Annotated in this window: 22 protein-coding genes; 13 read left to right on the top strand and 9 right to left on the bottom strand. The window is 71.3% G+C overall.

Features of this window, described 5'->3' with window-relative positions; translation table 11 throughout:
* The first annotated feature begins 50 nt into the window (after positions 1-50).
* From AC5L35_RS12200 to AC5L35_RS12165, 8 genes are all read left to right on the top strand, one after another.
* The gene (locus AC5L35_RS12200; RefSeq protein ID WP_495059691.1) at positions 51-1412 is read left to right on the top strand and encodes an NAD(P)-binding domain-containing protein; all 1362 of its coding nucleotides are present in this window, start codon (positions 51-53) and stop codon (positions 1410-1412) included.
* Between the two features lie 33 nt (positions 1413-1445).
* Complete coding sequence (locus tag AC5L35_RS12195; protein WP_495059690.1) at positions 1446-2717, top strand: MFS transporter; 1272 nt, start codon at positions 1446-1448, stop codon at positions 2715-2717.
* A 4-nt stretch (positions 2718-2721) separates the two neighbouring features.
* Positions 2722-3939, top strand: coding sequence for an MFS transporter (locus AC5L35_RS12190; RefSeq protein WP_495059689.1), 1218 nt, complete (start codon positions 2722-2724; stop codon positions 3937-3939).
* A gap of 350 nt (positions 3940-4289) precedes the next feature.
* Positions 4290-4970 carry an arsenate reductase/protein-tyrosine-phosphatase family protein gene (locus AC5L35_RS12185; RefSeq protein WP_495059688.1) on the top strand — a complete coding sequence of 227 codons (681 nt, stop codon included), beginning with the start codon at positions 4290-4292 and terminating at the stop codon, positions 4968-4970.
* 11 nt (positions 4971-4981) lie between these two features.
* A complete protein-coding gene (locus tag AC5L35_RS12180) occupies positions 4982-5635 on the top strand; it encodes an arsenate reductase ArsC (RefSeq protein ID WP_495059687.1) in 654 nt (217 codons plus the stop codon).
* A 110-nt stretch (positions 5636-5745) separates the two neighbouring features.
* Complete coding sequence (locus AC5L35_RS12175) at positions 5746-6090, top strand: ArsR/SmtB family transcription factor (RefSeq protein ID WP_495059847.1); 345 nt, start codon at positions 5746-5748, stop codon at positions 6088-6090.
* Positions 6087-7202, top strand: coding sequence for an ACR3 family arsenite efflux transporter (gene arsB / locus AC5L35_RS12170; protein WP_495059686.1), 1116 nt, complete (start codon positions 6087-6089; stop codon positions 7200-7202). Before AC5L35_RS12175 ends, arsB begins: the two co-directional genes overlap by 4 nt.
* Entirely contained in the window at positions 7202-7615 is a 414-nt protein-coding gene (locus AC5L35_RS12165; protein WP_495059685.1) for an arsenate reductase ArsC, read from the top strand. Before arsB ends, AC5L35_RS12165 begins: the two co-directional genes overlap by 1 nt.
* 428 nt (positions 7616-8043) lie before the next feature.
* Here the strand turns inward: AC5L35_RS12165 and AC5L35_RS12160 are convergent, their stop codons facing one another.
* The 6 genes from AC5L35_RS12160 to AC5L35_RS12135 all read right to left on the bottom strand — a co-directional run bounded on the left by AC5L35_RS12160 (position 8044) and on the right by AC5L35_RS12135 (position 13232).
* A complete protein-coding gene (locus AC5L35_RS12160; RefSeq protein ID WP_495059684.1) occupies positions 8044-8649 on the bottom strand; it encodes a glycosyltransferase in 606 nt (201 codons plus the stop codon).
* 163 nt (positions 8650-8812) lie between these two features.
* Positions 8813-9100 carry a hypothetical protein gene (locus tag AC5L35_RS12155; protein ID WP_495059683.1) on the bottom strand — a complete coding sequence of 96 codons (288 nt, stop codon included), beginning with the start codon at positions 9098-9100 and terminating at the stop codon, positions 8813-8815.
* Positions 9101-9144: 44 nt separating this feature from the next.
* Positions 9145-10149, bottom strand: coding sequence for a HEAT repeat domain-containing protein (locus AC5L35_RS12150; RefSeq protein ID WP_495059682.1), 1005 nt, complete (start codon positions 10147-10149; stop codon positions 9145-9147).
* 23 nt (positions 10150-10172) lie between these two features.
* Complete coding sequence (locus AC5L35_RS12145; protein WP_495059681.1) at positions 10173-10841, bottom strand: HEAT repeat domain-containing protein; 669 nt, start codon at positions 10839-10841, stop codon at positions 10173-10175.
* Between the two features lie 169 nt (positions 10842-11010).
* Positions 11011-11754, bottom strand: a complete 744-nt coding sequence (locus AC5L35_RS12140) for an SDR family oxidoreductase (RefSeq protein ID WP_495059680.1) — start codon at positions 11752-11754, stop codon at positions 11011-11013.
* A 125-nt stretch (positions 11755-11879) separates the two neighbouring features.
* A complete protein-coding gene (locus AC5L35_RS12135) occupies positions 11880-13232 on the bottom strand; it encodes an RNA polymerase sigma-70 factor (protein WP_495059679.1) in 1353 nt (450 codons plus the stop codon).
* Between the two features lie 106 nt (positions 13233-13338).
* Here AC5L35_RS12135 and AC5L35_RS12130 point away from each other — a divergent pair, with 106 nt between their 5' ends.
* Positions 13339-13686, top strand: coding sequence for a mycothiol transferase (locus tag AC5L35_RS12130; RefSeq protein WP_495059678.1), 348 nt, complete (start codon positions 13339-13341; stop codon positions 13684-13686).
* A gap of 4 nt (positions 13687-13690) precedes the next feature.
* Entirely contained in the window at positions 13691-14791 is a 1101-nt protein-coding gene (locus tag AC5L35_RS12125; protein WP_495059677.1) for a winged helix DNA-binding domain-containing protein, read from the top strand.
* Between the two features lie 107 nt (positions 14792-14898).
* Here the strand turns inward: AC5L35_RS12125 and AC5L35_RS12120 are convergent, their stop codons facing one another.
* The 3 genes from AC5L35_RS12120 to AC5L35_RS12110 are packed head-to-tail and all read right to left on the bottom strand — an operon-like array spanning position 14899 to position 17818.
* Positions 14899-16182 (bottom strand): cytochrome P450, encoded by a 1284-nt coding sequence (locus AC5L35_RS12120; protein WP_495059676.1) that lies wholly within the window; start codon positions 16180-16182, stop codon positions 14899-14901.
* Positions 16183-16208: 26 nt separating this feature from the next.
* A complete protein-coding gene (locus AC5L35_RS12115; protein WP_495059675.1) occupies positions 16209-17615 on the bottom strand; it encodes an NAD(P)/FAD-dependent oxidoreductase in 1407 nt (468 codons plus the stop codon).
* Complete coding sequence (locus tag AC5L35_RS12110) at positions 17612-17818, bottom strand: ferredoxin (RefSeq protein WP_495059674.1); 207 nt, start codon at positions 17816-17818, stop codon at positions 17612-17614. The genes AC5L35_RS12115 and AC5L35_RS12110 overlap by 4 nt, the downstream gene beginning before the upstream one ends.
* 157 nt (positions 17819-17975) lie before the next feature.
* Between AC5L35_RS12110 and AC5L35_RS12105 the strand changes: the two genes are divergently transcribed.
* The 3 genes from AC5L35_RS12105 (at position 17976) to AC5L35_RS12095 (ending at position 22225) form a co-directional block, all read left to right on the top strand.
* Positions 17976-19397, top strand: a complete 1422-nt coding sequence (locus AC5L35_RS12105) for a M20/M25/M40 family metallo-hydrolase (protein WP_495059673.1) — start codon at positions 17976-17978, stop codon at positions 19395-19397.
* Positions 19398-19624: 227 nt separating this feature from the next.
* Entirely contained in the window at positions 19625-20500 is an 876-nt protein-coding gene (locus tag AC5L35_RS12100; protein ID WP_495059672.1) for an enoyl-CoA hydratase/isomerase family protein, read from the top strand.
* A gap of 63 nt (positions 20501-20563) precedes the next feature.
* Positions 20564-22225 carry a class I adenylate-forming enzyme family protein gene (locus AC5L35_RS12095; protein ID WP_495059671.1) on the top strand — a complete coding sequence of 554 codons (1662 nt, stop codon included), beginning with the start codon at positions 20564-20566 and terminating at the stop codon, positions 22223-22225.
* The last annotated feature ends 5 nt before the right edge of the window (positions 22226-22230 follow it).

The raw sequence follows: 22230 nt of genomic DNA, 5'->3' as shown, positions 1-22230 counted from the left end.
CATCGATAGAGTCGGCATCGTTGGATCGACGCAGATCGATGGAGGACGTTGTGGACGACGTTGCGAACGCGACCGGGCTGCCGGTCGTCGTGATCGGTGCGGGGCCGGCCGGCCTGGCCGCGGCAGCGCACCTGGTGAGCCGAGGGCTGACCCCGCTGGTGCTGGAGGCGGGCCCGGTGGCCGGGGCCGCCGTGCGGCAGTGGAATCACGTGCGACTGTTCTCCCGTTGGGGCGAGCTCGTCGATGCCGCTGCGGAGAAGCTGCTGGCTCCGACCGGGTGGCAGGCGCCGGACCCGGATGACTACCCGACCGGGGCGGTGTGGGCGCAGCGTTATCTGCAGCCGCTGGCCGACGTGCTTGGCGATCAGGTGCGGTACGGGGCCCGGGTCGTCGGGGTGGCTCGGCAGGGCTGGGACCGCGTGGTCGACGCCGCGCGGGCGGCCGAGCCGCTCACGGTGCGGGTGCAGACATCCGACGGGGAGGAGCGGATCACGGCGCGGGCGGTGATCGACGCGTCCGGGACGTGGGGGTCGCCCAACCCGTTGGGCGGGGACGGCTTGCCGGCGCTGGGCGAGCGCGCGGCCGCGGATCGGATCCGGTACCGGGTGCCGGACCTGACCGACCCGGGTGAGCGCGCCCGGTACGCGGGCAAGCGGATTGCGGTTGCCGGCAGCGGCCACTCGGCGCTGACCGCGCTCGTGGCCTTCGCCGAGCTCGCCGAAGACGCGCCCGGCACCCACGTCGACTGGTTGCTGCGCCGCGGGGAGGTGGGCGACACGTTCGGCGGTGGGGACGCCGACCAGCTGCCTGCCCGGGGTGCGCTGGGTCAGCGTGCCACCCAGGCCGTGGCGGCCGGGCACATCGCCACGGTGACAGGGTTCCGCACCAGCGCCGTGCACCACGACGGCGATGCACTGGTGTTGGAGTCGTTCCACGGGGCCCGGACGGGCCCGGTGGACCAGGTCGTGGCGCTGACCGGGTTCCGCCCGGATCTGAGCTTTCTGTCCGAGATCCGGCTGGATCTGGACCCGGTGCTGCAGGCGCCCAGGGCGCTGGCCCCGTTGATCGACCCGAACGTGCACTCCTGCGGCACCGTGTACCCGCACGGCGCGGTGGAGCTGGCCCAACCCGAACCCGACGTCTACCTGGTGGGCATGAAGAGCTACGGGCGCGCGCCGACGTTCCTGTCGCTGACCGGCTACGAGCAGGTCCGTTCCGTCGTTGCGGCGATCGCCGGCGACCGGGAGGCCGCAGAACGGGTCGAGCTGGTGCTGCCCGAGACCGGCGTGTGCTCCGGCGGCGGCCTGGTCGACCAGACCGACGACGACGCAGCGCCCGGCGGGTGTTGCGGCCCGACGGCGCCGGTCGAGCTGTCCCTAGCCGCTCCGACGGGGGCCGGAGCGGACCGCTGACCGAGCGAGTCGACCCAGGTGCAACCGGAACAGATGACCGCGGAGCCCGGCGCGCTGTCGAGCGCTGGGCTCCGCCGGGTGCTCACGATCCTGTGCGTCACCGAGATCACCAGCTGGGGGGTGCTGTATTACGCCTTCCCGGTCCTCGCCCCGAGCATCGCCGCGGACACCGGCTGGTCGATCGGCACGATCACGGCCGCGTTCTCTCTCGGCCTGGTGGTCTCCGCGCTGGTCGGCATCCCGGCCGGGCGCTGGCTCGACCGCCTCGGGCCGCGGCTGATCATGACCGGCGGGTCGGTGCTGGCGGCGCCGGCCCTGCTGGGCATCGCCACGGCCCCGTCGCTGCCGTGGTTCTTCGCCGCATGGGCGCTGGCCGGGGTGGCCATGGCGTGCGTGCTCTACCAACCCGCGTTCGCCGCGCTGACCCGCTGGTGGGGGCCGCGGCGGGTCACCGCGCTGACCGCCGTCACGCTGCTGGGCGGGCTGGCCAGCACCGTCTTCGCCCCCCTGACCGCAACCCTGGCCGAGCACCTGGCCTGGCGCCACACCTACCTGATCCTCGCCGCCGTTCTCGCGGCAGTGACGATCCCGGCGCACCTGTTCGGACTCCGCGGACGCTGGCCGCGACCCGACCCGGTCGAGCAGCACGCGCATGCCCACCGCGATCCCGGCGTGATAGCACGCAGCCGGGCGTTCGTGCTGCTGGTCGCGGCGATCGGCCTGGGCACCTTCTCCGGATTCGCCGTGGTCGTCAATCAGGTGCCCCTGCTCATCAGCCGAGGCCTGTCGACCTCCACCGCGGCCTGGGCGCTCGGGCTGGGCGGGCTGGGGCAGGTGCTGGGACGGCTGGGCTACGGCACCCTCACCGCCCGCACCAGCGTGCGGCTGCGCGCCGTGGTCATTCTCGCCGCGTTCGCCGCGGCGACCATGCTGCTCGCCGTGCTTCCCGGCCCGGCCGCGCTGCTCATCGCCGCAGCGATGCTCGCCGGCTCCGCCCGCGGGGTGTTCACCCTGCTGCAGGCCACCGCCATCAGCGACCGCTGGGGCGCCACCCACTACGGGCGCCTCAACGGGATCCTGACCGCACCGGCCATGGTCGCCACCGCCCTCGCGCCCTGGGCCGGCGCCGCCCTGTCGGAGGTCCTCGGCGGCTACCCCACCGTGTTCTGGCTTCTCGGCGGGGTCGCCGTGCTCGCCGCCGCTCTGGCTGCGGGCAGCGTCCCCTCCGCCGCCCCGGCCGAGCGCGCGGCCGAGCATCACCGGCGCGGTGACGACAGCGGAGGGGCCGAGCCGGGTGCAGCCTGAACGGATGACCGCGCAGCCCGGTGCCCTGTCCCGCGGCGGGCTCCGCCGGGTGCTGGTCGTCCTCTGTGTCACCGAGATCGTCAGCTGGGGCGTGCTGTACTACGCCTTCCCGGTCCTCGCGCCGAGCATCGCCGCGGACACGGGCTGGCCGGTCAGCACGATCACGGCGGCGTTCTCCCTCGGCCTGGTGGTCTCCGCGGTGGTCGGCATCCCGGCCGGGCGGTGGCTCGACCGGTGGGGGCCGCGTCCGGTGATGACGATCGGGTCGGTGCTGGCGGCCCCGGCCGTGCTGGGGATCGCGACCGCACGATCGCTGCCGTGGTTCTTCGCCGCGTGGGTGCTGGCCGGGGTGGCCATGGGCGGGGTGCTCTACCAGCCCGCTTTCGCCGCGCTGACGCGCTGGTGGGGACCGCGTCACGTCGTCGCGCTCACCGCGCTGACCCTGTTGGCCGGGCTGTCGAGCACGATCTTTGCCCCCGTGACCGCCGCGCTGGTCGAGCGGCTGGAGTGGCGTCGGACCTACCTCGTCCTGGCCGTGGTCCTGGCCGTGATCACGATCCCCGCTCACCTGTTCGGCCTGCGCGGAGCATGGCCGAAGCCGCAGCCCCACGAGACGGAACAGGACCCGGACGCCATCGCGCGTGGCCGGCCGTTCGTGCTGTTGGTGGCGGCGATCGGGCTCGCGTCGTTCAGTGCGTTCGCGGTGGTGGTCAACCAGGTTCCGCTGCTGATCGAGCGCGGATTGTCCACGACCGCGGCCGCCTGGGCGCTCGGGCTGGGCGGCGTAGGTCAGGTCCTCGGCCGGTTCGGCTACGGCCTGATCACCCGCACGACAGGGATCCGCACCCGCGGCGTGCTGATCATCGGCGCCGGCGCTGTCACGACCGCCCTGATGGCAGTCCTACCCGGCCCCGAAGCACTGCTCATCGCCGTGGGAATGCTGGTCGGCGCGGCTCGTGGCCTTCTCACCCTGCTCCAAGCGACATCGATCAGCGAGCGGTGGGGATCTGCGCACTACGGCCGGCTCGGCGGGTTGCTCGCGGCACCCGCGATGTTCGCGACCGCTCTCGCACCCTGGGCGGGAGCGGCGCTCGCCGATGTGCTCGGGAGCTATGCCGACGTCTTCCTCCTCCTGGCCGTGCTGGCAGTGGTGGCTGCCGTCCTCATGGCCGGCAGCGTCCCCGCTACCTCGAGGGAGACAGCCCCGAGCGGGGAGGCGTGATCGCGATCGCGCGTGTCGCCGGCCAGCTCGTCGACGTGCTCGTCGCGGTGGCCCGTGTGTCGTACCCTCCCGGCTGACCGAACGTCTGAACCTCAGCTTTGACGAGCGCACGGCACAGCCGGTCCGCGAGCGCGGGGCAGCGCGTAGGTGGTCCAGCCCCGTCGGCTGATCCGACGCACCCTCGATTGAGTGCGTGGAGCCGACTGGCTCGCGACGGAGTTCCCACGCGCCGCATGTCCCGCGTCTCGTACTGGGTCAGGGTCGTCGCGGGCTCGAGCTGCGTCTCCATCGCTTCTCGCCCTCCTCGGGGCCGTTGACAGCCGACCATTACCTCAGCAAGTATTGAGTCAATGACTACTGAGCGATCTGACCGGCTGGTGCGGAGGGCCGCCCTGCACGGCGCGCTGAGCGATCCGGGCAGGTTGGCGATCGTCGACGCTTTGATGCTCGGTGAGGCGTCGCCCTCGGAACTGCAGACGCTGCTCGACATGTCCTCGAACCTGCTGGCACATCACGTGCGGGTACTCGAGCAGGCCGGCATGATCCAGCGACACCGCTCCGAGGGCGACCGGCGCCGTACCTACCTCGCCCTGGTCTCCGGCACCCTGGACGTACTGCGCCCGAGCGCGGTGCACGATGCCGTGCGGGTCGTGTTCGTCTGCACCGAGAACTCGGCCCGGTCTCAACTCGCGGTCGCACTGTGGTCCGGGGAAAGCGCTGTGCCCGCCGCCTCGGCCGGGACGGCCCCCGCTCGAGCCGTGCATCCCGGCGCCGTGGCCGCCGCAAAGCGACGCCGGCTCGAGCTGACCCCCACGACTCCGCGTCATGTCGACGAGGTTCTCCACCCCGACGATGTCGTGATCACGGTGTGCGACGCGGCCCACGAACACCTCGGCGCCGGCCCCGACCGGCTGCACTGGTCGATTCCCGACCCGGCACGCAGCGGCGAGGACGCCGCCTTCGATCGGGCCATCGACGCGCTCGGTGACCGCATCTCCCGGCTCGCTCCCGCGATCCGGCCCGCCACCTGAGGAGTCGACTCATGCCCGCCACCGTCCGCCGCCCCGACCTAGCGATCGACCAGCAACTCGCGCTCCGCACGGCGGCGTCGAATCTGGCCCGCGATTTCGACGGCATGTACGGGGCCGAGACCATCGAGCGGTTCCTGCACACCTCCTACGCCGAGTTCGCCGACCGGGCCGTCGTCATCAACTACCTGCCGCTGCTCGCCGAACGCTTCGCGCGCCAGCGTCTGCGCGCCCTGGCGAAGATCGAGGGCAAGTGCACCACGGGAACACCGGTCGCACTGTTCCTCTGCACGCACAACGCCGGCCGTTCCCAGATGGCGATGGGCTTCTTCACCCACCTCGCCGGGGACCGGGCCACCGCCTGGTCGGGGGGATCCGAGCCGGACACGCGGATCAACGCCGCCGCGATCGACGCCATGGCCGAGCGAGGCATCGACATCTCCGGCGAGTACCCCAAGCCCTGGACAGATGAGGTCGTCCGCGCCGCGGACGTCGTGGTCACCATGGGCTGCGGCGACGCCTGCCCGGTCTTCCCCGGCCACCGCTACGAGGACTGGCCCGTCGCCGACCCGGCCGGCCTCGACGTGAACGAGGTCCGGCCCATCCGCGACGACATCGAACGCCGAGTCCGCGGGCTCCTCGCCGAGCTCGCCATCCCGCTCGCTTAGACCGGCTCCCCACTCGCGGGACAGCTGATCGCCCGGAGGTGACCGTCACATTGCCAGGTTGCTTTGAAGGACTTCAAAATAGACGCGTGTCGAAGTATGAGCTGCCCGTCATCGAGGTATGCGAACCGGCCACCCTGACCGGGGCCGCGTTGAGCCCGGCCGACGCCGCAACGCTCGCTGCCGCGTTCCGGGCCATCGCAGACCCCACCCGCTTGCGGCTGCTGAGCCTCATCGGCGCGCACGCCGGCGGCGAAGCCTGCGTGTGCGACCTGACCGGCGAATTCGACCTGACCGGACCGACCATCAGCCACCACCTCAAGGTGCTGCGCGAGGCCGGCCTGATCACCGGCGAGCGCCGCGGGACCTGGATCTACTACCGGGTCGTCCGCGACGCCCTGGCCACCCTCTCGCAGGCACTCTCGCCCGCCGCCCACGAACTGGAAGTGACCGCATGACCACCACTTCTGAGATCGACGCCCCGGTCGTTGCGCGGCTGTCCACCCTCGACCGGTTCCTGCCTGTCTGGATCATCGCCGCCATGGCCCTCGGTCTGATCTGTGGCCGTCTCATCCCGGGTCTGGGCTCAGCACTGGACGCGATTTCGGTCAGTGGTGTCTCGCTGCCGATCGCGCTCGGCTTGCTGATCATGATGTATCCGGTTCTCGCGAAGGTCCGCTATGACCGCCTCGACTCCGTCACCGGCGACAAGAAACTGTTGGTGGCATCCCTGGTCCTGAACTGGGTGCTCGGCCCGGCCCTGATGTTCACCCTCGCCTGGTTGCTGCTTCCCGACCTGCCCGAATACCGGACCGGTCTGATCATCGTCGGGCTCGCGCGATGCATCGCCATGGTCATCATCTGGAACGACCTCGCTTGCGGCGACCGCGAAGCCGCGGCCGTGCTCGTGGCGATCAACTCGGTGTTCCAGGTGATCGCGTTCGCCGCGCTCGGCTGGTTCTACCTCGATGTACTGCCCGGCTGGCTCGGCCTCGCCCAGACCGACCTCAACATCTCACCCTGGCAGATTGCCATCTCGGTGTTGGTCTTCCTCGGCGTTCCGCTCGTCGCCGGCTACCTGACCCGGACCTTCGGGGAACGCGCGAAGGGCCGCACCTGGTACGAGTCGAAGTTCCTGCCCAAGATCGGACCCTTCGCGCTCTACGGCCTGCTGTTCACGATCATCATCCTGTTCGCGCTGCAGGGCGACGCCATCACCAGCAAGCCACTCGACGTCGTGCGCATCGCGCTGCCGCTGATCATCTACTTCGCGGTCATGTGGGCCGGCTCCTACGGTCTGGGCCGGGCAATCGGCCTGAGCTACGAGCGCACGACGACGCTGGCGTTCACCGCAGCGGGCAACAACTTCGAGCTCGCCATCGCCGTCGCCATCGCCACCTTCGGCGTCACCTCCGGCCAAGCCCTGGCCGGCGTGGTCGGACCACTCATCGAGGTGCCCGTGCTCGTCGGGCTCGTCTACGTCTCCCTCGCCGCCCGCCGCCGCTGGTTCCCCACCGCCAAGCCCACGGCAACGGCACAGGCAACGGCCCAACCCACCCAGGAGTCCTGATGGCCGAGATCCCCACCGTCCTGTTCGTCTGCGTGCACAACGCCGGCCGCTCCCAGATGGCCGCCGCCCTACTCGCGCATCACGCCGCCGGCGCCGTCGAGGTCCGCTCCGCGGGCTCCGAGCCCGCGGACGCCGTCAACCCGGCCGTCCGCGAGGTGATGACCGAGCTCGGCATCGACCTGTCAGCCGAGAAGCCCAAGCGGCTCACCACCGACGCCGTCGAGGCCTCCGACGTCGTCATCACCATGGGCTGCGGCGACGCGTGCCCGATCTTCCCCGGCAAGCGCTACCTCGACTGGGACCTCACCGACCCTGCCGGCAAGACCATCGAGGAGATCCGCCCGATCCGCGACGACATCGATTCCCGCGTCCGGATGCTGCTCGCCGAGCTGGTACCCAGCCCTACCAGCTGAGGCATCACTCCCTGTAGCATCGTCCCGCTCGGAGCAGGAGCCCAGCATGCACCTGTGACCAAGGTCAGGCCGGGGAGCAGGTGAGGCCGACGAGACGAGCATTGCCCGGACGCTGTCCGCGCTGCTCGACCGCGCCGGTGCGGGCCCCGCCCGTCCCGAGGACGAACGTGTTGCCACGCACGGCGCGGCGGCCGCGGCGCGACCGCCGATCAAGCCGGTCGACCTTCGCGAGGGCGACGACTTCGACGCCGGTTCGGAGAGGCCCGGCTGACGTCGCTGCTCAAGGTCCACGAGGTTCTTCCCCCGAAGGTCGGCGCCGCTGCGGTGGCGGCTGCCGCTCAGCAGTCGCTCTCGTCCCGCCGAGCCCGTCGCGGCGAACCTGTCCTTACCGCCGCCCAACTGTCCCGCTGACCGAGGTCGGAACTGGTTCAGCCGGCGATCCCGTTCATCCGGTCCCGGAGAGGCTTCGTGCCATCGTCGGCGCTCAGCGCCTCGGAGACGGCCCGGGCGCCGGCCCGCAGCGTCTCGCTGGTTCGCGCGGTCTCGATTGCGGCGATGAGGGCGTCCGACCGCAGACCCTTCGCGGGCAGCGGGCGGGTGCCGGCGTCGAGGGCGGCCAGCCTGCGGCCCCAGAACGGCTGGTCCGTGTGCACCGGCACCGGCACCGACGGCACACCCGCCCGCAGCGCCGCGGCGGTGACCCCGGCGCCGGCCTGATGCACGACCGCAGCGGCGCGAGGCAGCAGCAGGTTGTGCGGGACGTCCCCGATCGCCAGGACGTTCGGAGCGTCGATGTCCATGCCCTGGACCATCGGCGGATACGCGGAGCTGGGCTCCGCAGGCTGCAACAACGCCTCGACGGACGGGACGCCCAGCGCCTCGGCGATGTCGTGGCCGTACGGGGAGATCGCATTGGTCAGCACCGCCTCCGCACCGGGGGAGGCGGTCAGTGCGGCTGCCGCGGCCACGTCCATGTAGGCCCGCAGAGTGGCCAGGTAGCCACGAACACCCGCGGCATCGGATGGCGGTGTCATCGGCGCCTCGATGGCGACGTGGGTGCAGCCCGCCCCCGTACCAGGTGCCCGTACTCGGCATTCGCGACGATCGTCACCTCGTGCCCGTCGGCGGCGAACGCGCTGCCGAGTCCGGACGCAGGCACGACGTCTCCGCGTATCCCAGGGCTCAAAATCAGAATCTTCACTCTTCCCACCTCACGCGGGTGCCGCGAACACGAGCACGAGCGCCGGCCTCGCCAGCGCCTCGATTCCGGCGAACCACAAGGAACGCCACCGACTGCAGAGCGTCGCGCGCCTGACGTGCGACGTCGTCGACGAGAGCCATGAACACCAACCCGGCGCCGACTCCCACCCCGCCGACGGCAAGGCCGAAGCCGAGCACGCTGATCGATCCTGTGATCGCCATCCGCCCCTCGGGGGGTTGCTCTTGCCGACTGTTTAGCGAACAGTGTTCGCAATCGTACGTCATGCGAACACCGTTCGCTAAACGGGAAGGTGCCCCAGGAAAATAGGTTACGGTGCGTTGCGTATCCCGAGAATGTATGCCGCGGTCAGCGCAACGGCACGGTCGTCGTCGTGCGACAGATCTGCGAGGGCGTGGGACGCCGTGCCTCCCGGGATGTCCGCGAGCGCCTGTGTCAGCCTGAGCCGAGCCGACGGTTCGACGGCGGTGCGGGCGAGACGATCGACGAGCCGGGTGGCGATCCGGTCCGCCGACCCGGGACAGCTCGCCAGCGCGCTCAGCGCATCGGCCGCGTCGACGTCGTTCGTCCCCTCCACGACCATGTCGACGAGGGTCGGGACCGCGTCGGCGACTCCACGTGCCCCCAGCGCCAGAGCGGCATACCTGCGGACCACGACGTCGGGGTTCGCGAGGGCGGCCTGCAGCAGTGCTGTCGCCGCACCGTCCGGGATCTCGGCGATGGACTGGACGGCACGTTTCCGCACCTCGGCCGTCGGTGAGCCGAGACCCTCCGCCAGCAGCGCCGCGCCGCCATCGCCCGACTGAGCCAGCGCCCAGTGCAGGGCTCCGGCGACGTGGGGGTCCGCCTCGGTCAGCGCTGCCTCGACCAGCGCTTCCACCGGCACCGGGACCTCGTCGACCGAGGACAAGGCCGCGCGCTGGCGCTTCCCGGCGCTCGGTGACCCCAACGCCTGCAGGAGCGCGACGACCTGGAGGACCTCCTCCCAGCCGGCGGGTTCCACGGCACCGATCCGGGACAGTCGCGTGAGCAGTTCGGTCTCCCGTGCGATGCGTTCTCGCGTCTGGCGGATGAGGTCGTCGACGAGTGCGGTGGGCGTGAAGCCGGGGTCATCGAGCGCGCGCCGGACATCACGCAGCGACAGCCCCAGCGACCGCAGGCTCTCGATGTGGAAGATCCGCCGGATGTCCTCGCCGGAGTACTCGCGATAGCCGGCGCCGGTACGACCCGTCGGCCGCACCAGCCCGAGCGAGTCGTAGTGCCTGAGCATGCGGGCGCTGACCCCGGACCGTCGTGCCACCTCACCGATCAACACTGCCCATCATCCCTCCTGGCCCATCACGCCTCCTGACCGGTCCTGCCGAGGGCTACGACGCGCTTCGCCTCCTCGACCGCGAACCCGAATCCGGCATCAGGGTCGCGCAACAGCCGTTCCGTGGCGATCGCGTGTGCGCGTACGCGAGGGTCGCGGTGCGTCATCGCAGCGTGCAGAGCCGGCACGATCACCTCACCGAGCGCGATCAGCGCCCGGCTGAGGCTCAGCTGCGTCTCCCGTTCGCCGCGCCCCAGCTGGGTCGACAGCACTGCGGCCAACCCGGGCTCGTCGCCGTCGGGCACCAGCACGACCGCTGCCCGCCAGGCGCTCCGCGCCACCTCGTCGTCGGCGTCGGACAGAAGTGCCCGGGTGATCGACGGCCACGCCTGCCGATCCCCGATCTTGGACAACGTGTGCAACGCCTGGCTTCGAGCCTGCGCCCGCTCCGAACGCAGCTCGTGGAGAAGCGCTGGGACCGTCGTCGATGCCGGGTGCCGGGTGAGTGCCCACGTCAGCATGTCGCGCACGTAGAACTCCGGTTCGACCGCGCATCGTTCGATGAGCGCGTCGACGAATCGCGGGTCAGGGGTGGTGCCCACCGCCAGCGCCGCCCGCAGCCGCACTGACGAGTTGCTGTCCTCCAGCCCCCGGAAAACCCGAGTCGTGTCCGTGGCCTCTGTCGGCATGGTCATCGGAACCACCTCCTCGGCACAGTGAAGGGCTTGTCACCATGTCAAGGTCAAGCGGAGCCACGCCGACGACGACCCCGTCCACGCAGTGGACGGGGTCGGTTCGAATCGGTCACGCGCTGTCCGGTCGCAGCCGGCCTCCGGCCCATCGGTGCGGACCGGCCGGAGGTGGCTACTGCTGGGCGAGCCACTCGTCGAAGGTGATCTCCCCGCGCTGGGCGTCCGGCTCCGGGATGAGGGTCCGCTCGCTCAGCAGGGCACCGGAGTAGCGGGCCTGCTCGTCGGCGACGACCTTCCTGGCGTCGCCGGTGGCTGCGAGGCTCTTGCCCACCAGCTCGTCGAGCCGGAACACCTCGGGGCCGCCGACCTCGCGGATCCCGTTGAGCGGCTCCCCCACCGCCACGCGTCCGACCGCGGCAGCGACGTCGTCGGACGCCATCGGCTGGAACAGGACGGGCGCGAGGTGGACCTCGTCGCCCACCGTGCTGAAGTCCGCGATGGCCTTGACGAACTCGAAGAACTGGGGGGCGTGCACGATCGAGTACGGCCGTCCCGACTCGCGGATCAGCTTCTCCTGGGCGTTCTTCGCGCGGAAGTACCCCGACTCCGAGAGCCGGTCGGTGCCGACCACCGACAGCGCCACGTAGTGCCCGACGCCCGCCTTCGCGGAGTACTCGAGCAGGTTGGTGGTGGAGGTCCGGAAGAACTCCATCACCGGGTCGTCGGCGAACGAGGGCGAGTTCGACACGTCCACAACGACCGCCGCCCCGTCGAGGACCTCCGCGAGCCCTTCGCCGGTCAGCGTGTTCACGCCGGTGCTCGGGGCTGCCGGCACCGCCTCGTGCCCGTGCTCTCCCAGCTTGGCCACCAGCTTCGAGCCGATGAGCCCCGTTCCACCGATCACGACAAACTTCACGACGAGTTCCTTCCGTTCGACGACCTGATACCGCCGTCCCCTGCCGTGTGCAGGGTGGCGTCGGAAGGAGGACAGGACGGCCGGCGGATTTGTGACGGTGGCTCCCGGAGCGCGCCGGGGGGTCGCTAGTGGACGTTTCTCGCCCGCACCGCGGCGGCGATGCGCTCCAGCTTCGGGGGGTTCAGGACCCAGTAGATGCGATCGATGCCGTCCCCGGTGCCGCTGACGGTCAACCACGCCACCGGCACGTCGTCCCGGGAGACCAGCACGGACGGGCGGCCGTTCGCCTCGACCCACTCCACCTGCACCCCGGTCCAGAACCGGGGGGCGAAAGCCCTGACGTACTTCGCCACCTGCGTGCGACCGAACACCGGGATGCGCGACGCGCCTCGCACGCCGCCGCCGTCGGTGTAGCTGGCGACCTCCGCGGCGAACAGCGACTCCAGCTCGTCGAAGTCCCCCGCCTGCGCGGCGGAGAGGAACGCCGACAGCAGCCTCCGCTGGTGCGGCGCGTCGACCGACGTCCGCCGCTCCGCCGCGACGGCCTGCCGCGCGCGGCTGAGGAGCTTGCGCGCGTTGCTCGCCTTCGTCTGCAACACCTCGGCGATGCGGTCGTACGGGTAGTCGAACGCCTCCCTCAGGACGAACGCCGCGCGCTCGCTCGGCGAGAGCTTCTCCAGGAGGACGAGCACCGCGGTCTCCAGCGCCTCGCCTCGCTCGGCGCCCAACTCGGGGTCGGCGGTGGTGTCCACCGGCTCCGGGAGCCAGGGGCCCACGTAGGTCTCCCGCCGGGCGCGGGCCGTCTGCGTCGCGTTGATCGACAGCCGGGTGGTCATCGTGACGAGGAAGGCGGTGGCGTCCCGCACCGTGGCGCGGTCCTGGGCCTGCCACTTCACCCAGACGTCCTGCACGATGTCCTCGGCGTCGGCGGCGCTCCCGAGCATCCGGTACGCGATCCCGAACAGACGGGGGCGGATCTGCGCGAAGTCGGCCGCCACGCCGTCCAGCCCACCGTCCTGACCCGACGGCCCGGGCTCGACGCTATCCACGGCGCGCCTGCCGTGCCGGGAGCAGGTCGTCCGCGGCGCGGCTCCGCGTGGCTGACGCACTCGCCGTCGACATGGCTCTCCTCGAGATGACCGACCACCGGCCACGTTAGCCCATCGGCGGGCGCGCCCGACCGACCGCAGCGGCGGTGTAGCGGCGGGCCAGGTGGGCGAAGGGGGCCCGGTCGGGGTGCGCGGGGTGATCCGGTCGGCGCGGAAGGTGCGCCAGTCCTCGCGGTCGAGGTCCCAGGCGACGAGGTACCAGCGCCCGCCCCAGGTGACCAGGTGATGGGGCTGCACCCGACCCGGTGGGGGCGGCGGGTAGTCGAAACGCAGTTCCTCGCGGGCGTGGACGGCGGCGCTGAGCGGCGTGAGCACGCTGCTGTCGACCGGTGGGTCCGGTCGGGTCGAGCTGGCGCAGGCGGTCGACATCACGGCGCACGGTGCGCAAGCAGTCGCGCCGAAGTCTTGGGCACGATCCCGGTGGTGCCCGGAGAAGCGGCCACTCCCCGACCGCTTCGTCTGCAACTGTCGTCGGGTGCCGGTCGACGACATCACCGCGCCCACCCTCGACGCCGAGCGGACCGACCTGCTCGCCGCCCTGGCGACCGCGCGATCCGCCCTGACCACCACCGTCCGGGGGCTCAGCGACGAGCAGCTCGGCGAGCGCCCGACGGCCAGTGCGCTGTGCCTGGGCGGGCTGATCAAGCACGTCGCGTCCATCGAGGAAGGGTGGCTGCGCTTCGTGCTCGACGGGCCCTCGGCGCTGCGCTACGACCTGCCCGACGGTGTCACTGGGCCGACCTCGCGGCCCGCCGAGACCGCCCAGCACGCCGGCCACGCCGACATACTGCGGGAGACGCTCGACGGGCAGAGATCCACCTGAGCGGATGACCGTTCTCGACACCCGGGCGCTCAACCGCGCGACGCTCGCCCGGCAGTTGTTGCTCGAGCACGCCGACGTGCCGGTCCTCGACGCCGTCGCGCACCTGTGCGGCCTGCAGGCGCAGGAGCCGCAGGAACCGTTCGTCGGGCTCTGGTCGCGGGTGCGCGCGTTCGACCCGGCGGTGCTCTCGGACCTGCTGGTACGGCGGAGCGTGGTGCGGACCCACCTCATGCGCCGCACCGTCCACCTGCTCACCGCCGACGACACCCTGGCCTGGCGGGCCCGCCACGACGCCATGCTGCGTCAACGGGTGCTCGGTACCTACCGCGGCGAGCTCGCCGGAGTGGACCTCGAGGAGCTCGCCGCCGCCGGCCGCGCGGTGATGGCCGACGGTGAGCCCCGCTCGATGACCGAGCTCGCGCGGGCGGTGGCCGAGCGCTGGCCGACGCCGGGCTCGCGGGCACTGGGCGAGATGCTGATCGCCGCCCTCATCCCGGTGGCGCAGCTTCCGCCGCGTGGGCTGTGGCGCACGAGGGCGGGAGTGCGCAACGTCGTGCTCTCCTCCTGGCTGGGGCGCGAGGCCGACCCGCCCGGCCCGGAGGGGTCCGATCCGGTCGGGGAAGCGCTGGTACGGCGCTACCTCGCCGCGTACGGCCCGGCCGCCGCGGCCGACCTGCGCGCCTGGTGCGGGCTCGCCGGACTGCCCGCCGCGGTCGCCGCGATACGCGGGGAGCTGGTCTCCTTCCGTGACGAGCGGGGCCGGGAACTGCTGGATCTCCCGGACGCGCCGCGCCCCGATCCCGACACCCCCGCCCCGGTGCGGTTCCTGCCGGCGTTCGACAACGCGCTCCTCGGCTACCAGGACCGCGGCCGCATCATCGACGACGCCCACCGCGGCCTGTCCGTCGCCGGGGCTCGCGTCGTGCTGGTCGACGGTCGGGTTGCCGCGACCTGGGGCGTCGAGGCCGACACCGTGATCGTCACCCCGCTGCACCGCTTCTCCCGGGCCGACCGCACCGCCGTCGGCGAGCAGGGACGGGCGCTGGCGGCGTTCCTCTCCGACGGCGCGAGCCGGCGCCTCCAGATCGCCGCGTCGCCCCGCTGAACGAGCGGGCAGATGGCCGTTCGATCAACGGCGAGATCGACGTGGGGGTGGTGGGGGTGCGGCCGCGGCCACGCTGATGTCGATGGCGACGTCAGGGACCAGGCCGTTCACGCTTGTTCGAGTTCCTGGTCCCTGATCCGGTCGTAGTCGATGAACAGGTGTTGCGGGCCGCGGAAAATCTGGTTGCGCCGGTACGGCGGCGGATCGACGACGAGCCGTGGGTTCTCCACACGGCGCAGAAAGACCTCCAGCGCGATGTTCACCTCCAGGCGCGCCAGTGGACCGCCGAAGCAGGTGTGGATGCCGCTGCCCCAGCCGAAGTGCTCGTTGGCGCGACGTTCGGGGTCGAACCTGCCCGGGTCGGGGAACCGGCCGGGATCACGGTTGGCGGCGCCGTACATCAGGAAGATCGCCGAGCCCTCCGGGATGACCGTGCCACCGACCTCGATGTCGGCGGTGGCGGACCGGCTCGGGAAGAACTGGACCGCCGACTGGAGGCGCAGCACCTCCTCGATGGCCCGCGGGATCAGTCCTGGCCTGCGACGCAGAAGCTCGATGCTCCCGGGGTTGCGCAGCAGGGTCAGCACACAATGGGAGATCGTGTTGACCGTGGAGTCGTGACCGGCGATGAGCAGCAGCAGCGCGTTGGCCGATGCTTCCGCGGGCTCCATGGGCCCGTCCGGGCCACCGTCGTTCACCAGTCCCGAGAGCAGGCCCTCGCCGGGTTTCCGGGCGTAACCCTCGACCAGCGCTCGCAGATACTCGGTGAGCGCGGCCGTGCTCTCCTTTCCTTTCGCGGCCCGGACCTGCCCTTCCTCGGTGGCCGCCTCCGGGCCCAGGTCCAGACCCGCCATGAAGTCGAAGATCCAGCCATGGAACGCCTTCTCGTCCTCCAGCGGAACTCCCAGGACCTTGCAGATCACCGTCACCGGAACCAGGTAGCCGTACTCGTCGACGACGTCGATACGGGTCTTGTCGGCGGCCTTCCCGAGCAGGTCGTTGCAGAGCCGCTCGATACTCGGTTCCATACTCGGGATGAGGTCCGGCGAATGGGGAGGGCCGAAGTGCCGCATGGCCTGGCGGCGCGCTCGGTCGTGGTAGGGCGGATCCGACATGATCATGCTCGGCTGCCTGCCGTATGCCGTCAGGTGCTCGGCCCCGGGCGGGGGCTCCTCCGCGCCCGGCCGCATGGCCGACACCGGACTACGACTGATGTCGGAGCTCACCCGCGGATCGTGGGCCAGTGTCAGGAGTTCCCAGTAGCCGGTGACGACGTAGATGTCGTCCGCCACCCGCGCAACGGGAGTCTTCCGGAGCTCGTCGAAGAACCGGTACGGGTCGGGCCGGTTCTCGAACTTCATGGCCTCCGCCCAGGCGATCTCTGGCCTCATGGATGCCTCCTCTGTCGCCTCGCGGCTCAGCGCTTCTTCGGCCGGTACTCGTACGTGGCTCCGCGCTCGGTCGGGTCATGGCCGGTCAGGACGACATCCGGATTCCCGGTGGGCAAGCTCGGTTTCGGGAACCGAGCGGGCACGGGTTCCATACCGTTGGCCTGGTCGTAACCCGGCGGAGGGGGCGGGAACGGAGCCGACCGCTCGATCAGTGCCCCGTAGTACTCCAGCCATTTGCCGTGGTTGAACGTGACCGCTGCGACAATGCGGCCCTGGTGGCCATAGGCGGCAGCGAAACGCCGGTCCGCAACGGATCCCTGGGTGATGACGATCTCGTCAGCGAAGGGGCCGACGCCGACGCCCTTGATGTTGACGCCGAACTGACCCGACCAGAACGCGGGCAATGGCAGGTGCGGAAGGCGCTGGGGCTCGATGCTCACCATGTTGTGCGCCGCGATCCGGCCCCCGATATCGGCATTGTCCCAGTGCTCCTGCACGAGGAACTGGTAGTCGTACAAAACGTGCGGGGCGCGTGCGATGTCGCCCGCGACGAAGATGCTGTCGGTCACCACCCCGTTGATGTCGAAGACGCGGCAGCCTGCATCGCAGGCGACGCCCCAACGGCCGGTGGCGAGACCCGCGCCCTCCAGCCACTCGGTGTTGCGGATCGAACCGAGCGAGGCCACGACCACGTCGACGTCGAGGGTGGTCCCGTCGGAGAGCCGGGCCCGGCGCACGTGCCCCTCCGCATCTCCCTCCAGCGCCTCGACCGAGACTCCGGTGCGGAGGTCGACTCCGTGGTCGCGCTGCATGTCGGCGGCGATGTCGCCGATCACGCCTCCGAGCGCGCCGACGAGTGGGCCATCGGCGCGCTCGGCGACGGTCACGGTTAGATCGAGCTCGCGACAGACCGAGGCCATCTCCGAACCGATGAAGCCGGCGCCGATGATCAGGACCCGGCCCGGGCCGGCTGCCAGTGCCGCCCGCAGCCGGCCCGCGTCATCGGCCGTGCGCAGCGTGAACACTCCCTCCAGCGCAGCCTCCTGCGGGTTGAACCACGGCCGTGAGCGCGTGCCGGTCGCGATCAGCAGGCGGTCGAACGGAACCTCCTCGCCGGTGGCCAGGCGCACCTGTTTGGCGCGGCGGTCGAGGCCGGTGGCGGCCACCCCGAGCCGCCAGTCCGCATCGACCTTCCGCATTCGCGGAAGCAGGGTGTGGTCGGCCCGCGCCAAGCCCTTCAGCACCTGTTTGGAGAGCGGAGGACGGTCGTACGGCTCCTGCTTCTCGTCCCCGATGATGGTCAGCGGCCCGGTGAAGCCCTCGTCGCGCAGGGTTTCGGCGGCACGGAGCCCGGCCAGCGAGGCTCCGACGATGACGATCCGGCCGTTGGCCTTGAACTCCGCCACCACGTTCGCGACGAGCTCCGACCTCACGAGCTATCCCCGATCTCGTCCAGCCGGTCCACGACGATGGCCTGAACGGGGCAGGAAGCCGCGGCTCGCAGGACGTGCTGGCGCAGCGAGTCGTCCGGGTTGGGGTCGTACATGAGCGCCTCCTCGCCGTGCAGATGGAGGACCTCCGGCGCCAACGGGACGCATTGCGCATATCCTTGGCATCGATTCAGATCAACGACCATTCGCATGGGTATTCCCTCCGCCGATCCGGGACGCCACCGTCGACGGCCCCGACCCGGCGCGCATCACCCGCAACGGGCGATTGGCTCCTGCGGAGGCGTGCTCGGCCGCCGGGGACCTGGCCGGGGCTGCGTCCGCGCCCACTTACGATCGTCGGCTATGGAACATGCGCGCGTGCGTGACGCGGTCGACCGGGCGTGGGCGGACCATGTGATCCCCAGCCTGTCGGAGCTGGTGGAGATCCCTGCCGTGTCTCCTGCCTACGACGCCTCGTGGCGGGCCGCCGGCCAGTTGCACGCTGCGGTCGACCACGTGCGGCGGTGGGTCGAGTCCTACGACCTGCCCGACGCGGTGTGCGAGGTGGTGGAACTCGACGGCCGTACCCCCCTGTTGCTGGTGGACGTGCCGGCGACGCCGGGGTCGGCCGCGAGCGGGACCGTGGTCTTCTACGGGCACCTCGACAAGCAGCCCGCCTTGGGCGAGTGGTCGCCCGGGCTGGGCCCCTGGCAGGCGGTCCGGCGCGGAGACCGGCTCTACGGCAGGGGCTCGGTCGACGACGGGTACGCGGCCTATGCGGCGGTGACCGCCCTCGGCGCAGTGCGCGCTGCGGGCGGAGAACACGCCCGGGCGGTGGTGCTGCTGGAAACGGGCGAGGAGTCCGGCAGTCCCGACCTGCCCGTCTATCTGGAGCATCTCGCCGACCGGCTGGGCGACGTGACGCTGGTGGTGTGCCTGGACAGCGGGGGCGACGACCACGAGCGGCTGTGGCTGACCTCCAGCCTGCGCGGCGCGGTCCAGGCCACGGTGACAGTGCGTGTCCTCAGCGCGCCCGTCCACTCCGGGCTGGGCGGCGGCATCGTGCCCAACCCGTTCCTCGTCATGCGCCGGCTCCTCGACCGCCTAGAGGACCCGGCGACCGGCGAGGTCAGGGTGCCCGAGATGCACACCCCCCTCCCGGACGGTCTGCGCGAGGAGATCGAGGAGCTCGTCGCCCTCGACCCGGGTGGGGTCATCCGGCGCTTCCCACTGGTCGACGGCGCCGTGCCGCTCCACGCCGACGACGTCGAGCTGATCGTGAACAACACCTGGCGCCCGGCGCTGTCGGTCATCGGCGCCGCCGGTCTCCCGGACGCCCCGAGCGCGGGCGCGGTCCTGCTCGATGCGGTGTCGCTGCGCCTGAGCTTCCGCCTCCCGCCCACGGTCGACGCCGAGACGGCCCGCGCCGCGCTCGACAAGGTCGTGACGACCGACGTGCCCTTTGGCGCGCAGGTCGAGGTCACCGACGTCATGACCATCAACGGGTGGCACGAGCCGGCGGTGGCGCCGTGGCTGTCCTCCGCCTTGGCGGACGTCGCCCAGCAGGTGTTCGGCGAGCCCTGCCGCCGTGCCGGTCTCGGCGGCGGCATCCCGTTCATGGACACGCTCGGGAGGCGCTACCCGGACGCCCAGTTCGTCGTCACCGGAGCCCTGGGGCCCGACTCGAACCTGCACGTGCCGGACGAGTGGCTCAACATTCCTTTCGCCCGGCAGCTGACCGAGTCCATCGCGCACATCGTCGACGCACACTCCGCAAGCCGGTAGGTCCGGCGTACGTCCGGATCATCGGGCTCATGTCGCCGTATACCGCCCACACCTCGGATTGCGCATAACTGCGCGGCCATGCTCGCATTCCTGACACCGGAGTGGGAATTGCCGACCGTGTCGTGTGCGAATCCCCACGACCCGTGGGCACATTTCTGAGTTCCGATTAGCGTGCCTCGCATGATCATCGTGATTCGGCGGAACGATCGGCCACGTCGGGGTGCCGAGTGACCACGGTCGACGGCGACAGTGGCGCCGCCACCCCGGCCGGCGCTTCGCGGGTGCCCCCGTCGCCGTATTTCGTGGGTCCCGCGGAGTTCCAGCGGGTACGCATGCACACCGGCGGCAGCGCCGGGATCTGCTGGATCACCCTCGACCGGCCCGAGCGGCTCAACGCCTTCGACTGGCGGATGCTCGTCGAGCTTCGGGCGGCGCTGTGGCAGGCCACCTTCGACGACGGGATCCGCGTGGTCGTCATCACCGGCGCCGGGCGCGGCTTCAGCGCCGGCCGCGACATCAACGACCTGCGCTGGCAACGCGGCCTGCCGGGCAACAGCTACCGGTCCTACGTGCGGACCAACCACTCGACCTTCGACGACATCGAGACCATCGAGAAGCCGGTGATCGCGGCGATCAACGGGCCGTGTGCCGGCGGCGGGGTGGAACTGGCGGTCTCGTGCGACTTCCGGATCGCCGCACAGGAGGCGACGTTCACGCTCCCGGAGATCAACATCGGCGTCCTCCCGGCGTCCGGTGCGTGCTCACGGATGAGCCGTCTCATCGGCGTCGAGCGGCTCAAGGAGATGGTCATGACCGGCCGGCAGTACAGCGCCGCGCAGGCCGGGGCGATGGGGCTCGTCTCCGAGGTGGTGCCCGGGGCCGAGCTCGTGGCCACCGTGGAGGCGCTCGCGGCCGATCTCATGACGGGCGCCCCTCGGGCGGTCGGCCTCGCGAAGCACGTGATCAACATGTGTGAAGGCGTGGATCCGCACACGGGTCGCGACATCGAGCGGCTGGGCCAGTCCTGGCTCGCCCAGAGCAACGACTCGTGGGAAGGCCTCTCGGCGTTCCTGGAGAAGCGGTCGCCCGATTTCCGGGGCTAGATCAGCAGATACACGGGACGCATCAGATTCGCGGATCAGGAGAGGGAGGGGCACGGAGTGGCGGTGTTGACGGACCCGTATCACCGGGCGCTGCGGGTGGGGGACGTGCCGCGGTTGCACGCGTCCAACCCCGCCAGTAGCGACCGCGTGTCGGTGGTCGAGGGTGAGCACACGCGCACCTGGCAGCAGCTCGAGGACCGCTCCACCGGCATCGCCGCCGGTCTCGCGCACTACGGCGTGCGCAGCGGCGACCCGGTCGGCCTCTACTCGGGGAACCGGATCGAGTACATCGAGCTCATGTACGGCCTGGCCAAGGCGGGCTGTCCGATCGTTCCGCTGAGCCCGCGCCTCGTGGCCGGGGAGGTGGCGCGCACCCTGCGCTTCACCGGGGCGACGGCGGTCGTCACCGACGTGCTCGACGCCCTGGGCCCGGCGGGTGCCGGCGTCCCGGCCGGGGAGCTGGCCGTGGCCCGGCTGCGGGACACCCCTGGCGACCCGGCGGCGCCCCTGCACGAACGCGCCGAGGACGTCCGACGCTACGAGGACGTCGTCGTCGACCCCGCCGGCGCGCGGCTGCCGGAGATCGACGAGTCCACGCCGTTCCGGCTGGCGCTCACCAGCGGGACGACCGGATCGCCGAAGGTGTGCGTGATCCCGCACCGGGTGACCGTCCAGGGCTGGGCCGAGATGAGCGTCGAGCTCGGGATCGGCCCGCATGACGTCGAGCTGGTGGTGGGGCCGCTCTTCCACGGCCTCGGGTTCACCTGTGCACTGCAGCAGCTCTACGTCGGAGGTGCGCTGAACATCCACCGCCACTTCGACGCGCGGCGCGTGCTCGACTCGATCGCCCACGACCGGCCGACGGTTCTCCCGGGCGCGCCGGTGATCTTCGACCGGCTGGCCGACGCGGCGGAAAGCTCGGCCGAGACCGTCGACACGACCTCGCTCCGCCTGGTGCTCAGCTCCAGCGCCCGCGCAGGCGGCACGCTGAAGCGCCGGCTCGCCAGGGTGTTTCCCGAGGCGCGGATCGGCGAGTTCCTGGCCGGCACCGAGACGGCGTGCGTCACCATCAACCTGGAGGACCCGTTCGGCCCGAAGGCGGAGTCCTGCGGGCGGCCGTTCTTCCGTACCGAGGTGGCCATCCTGAACCCCGATGGAGGGTTCCAACCGGCAGGCGAGGTCGGGGAGGTCGCGAAGCGGGGCCTGCTGACCGGACCGGTCTACCTCGGCGACCAGAAGCGCACCGACGAGGCGTTCCGCGACGACTGGTTCCGGACCGGAGACCTGGGCTACCAGGACGAGGACGGCTTCGTCTTCATCGTCGGGCGCCTCAAGGACGTCATCGTCAGTGGCGGCATCAACATCTACCCGGCCGAGATCGAGGAGACCGTTCGCGGCATCGCCGGTGTGCGGGAGGTCGCCGTGGTCGGCGTGCCCGACGAGGAGTGGGGCGAGAGCGTCAAGGCCGTGGTGGTGCTCGAGGACGGTGCCAGCCACACGCCTGAGGACATCGAGCGGCAGTGCCGGGTGGAGCTCGCCGGGTACAAGGTGCCCCGGGTGATCGCGTTCATCGACGCGCTGCCGCGCAGCCCCTCGGGCAAGGTGCTCAACCGCGAGGTCGCCGGCCTGTCCGGCGGCTTCCGGCGCACCGGGAACGGCTGGCAGAGCACCAGCACCGAACCGGTCCGGCAGCGGCAGGGCTCCGCAGCGGAAGCGCAGCGTTAGGCTGC

This window comes from Pseudonocardia sp. OZ21 (assembly GCF_059359135.1).
Note: the sequence above shows the minus strand (reverse complement) of the source record. Positions and strands in the feature narration are given on the sequence as shown.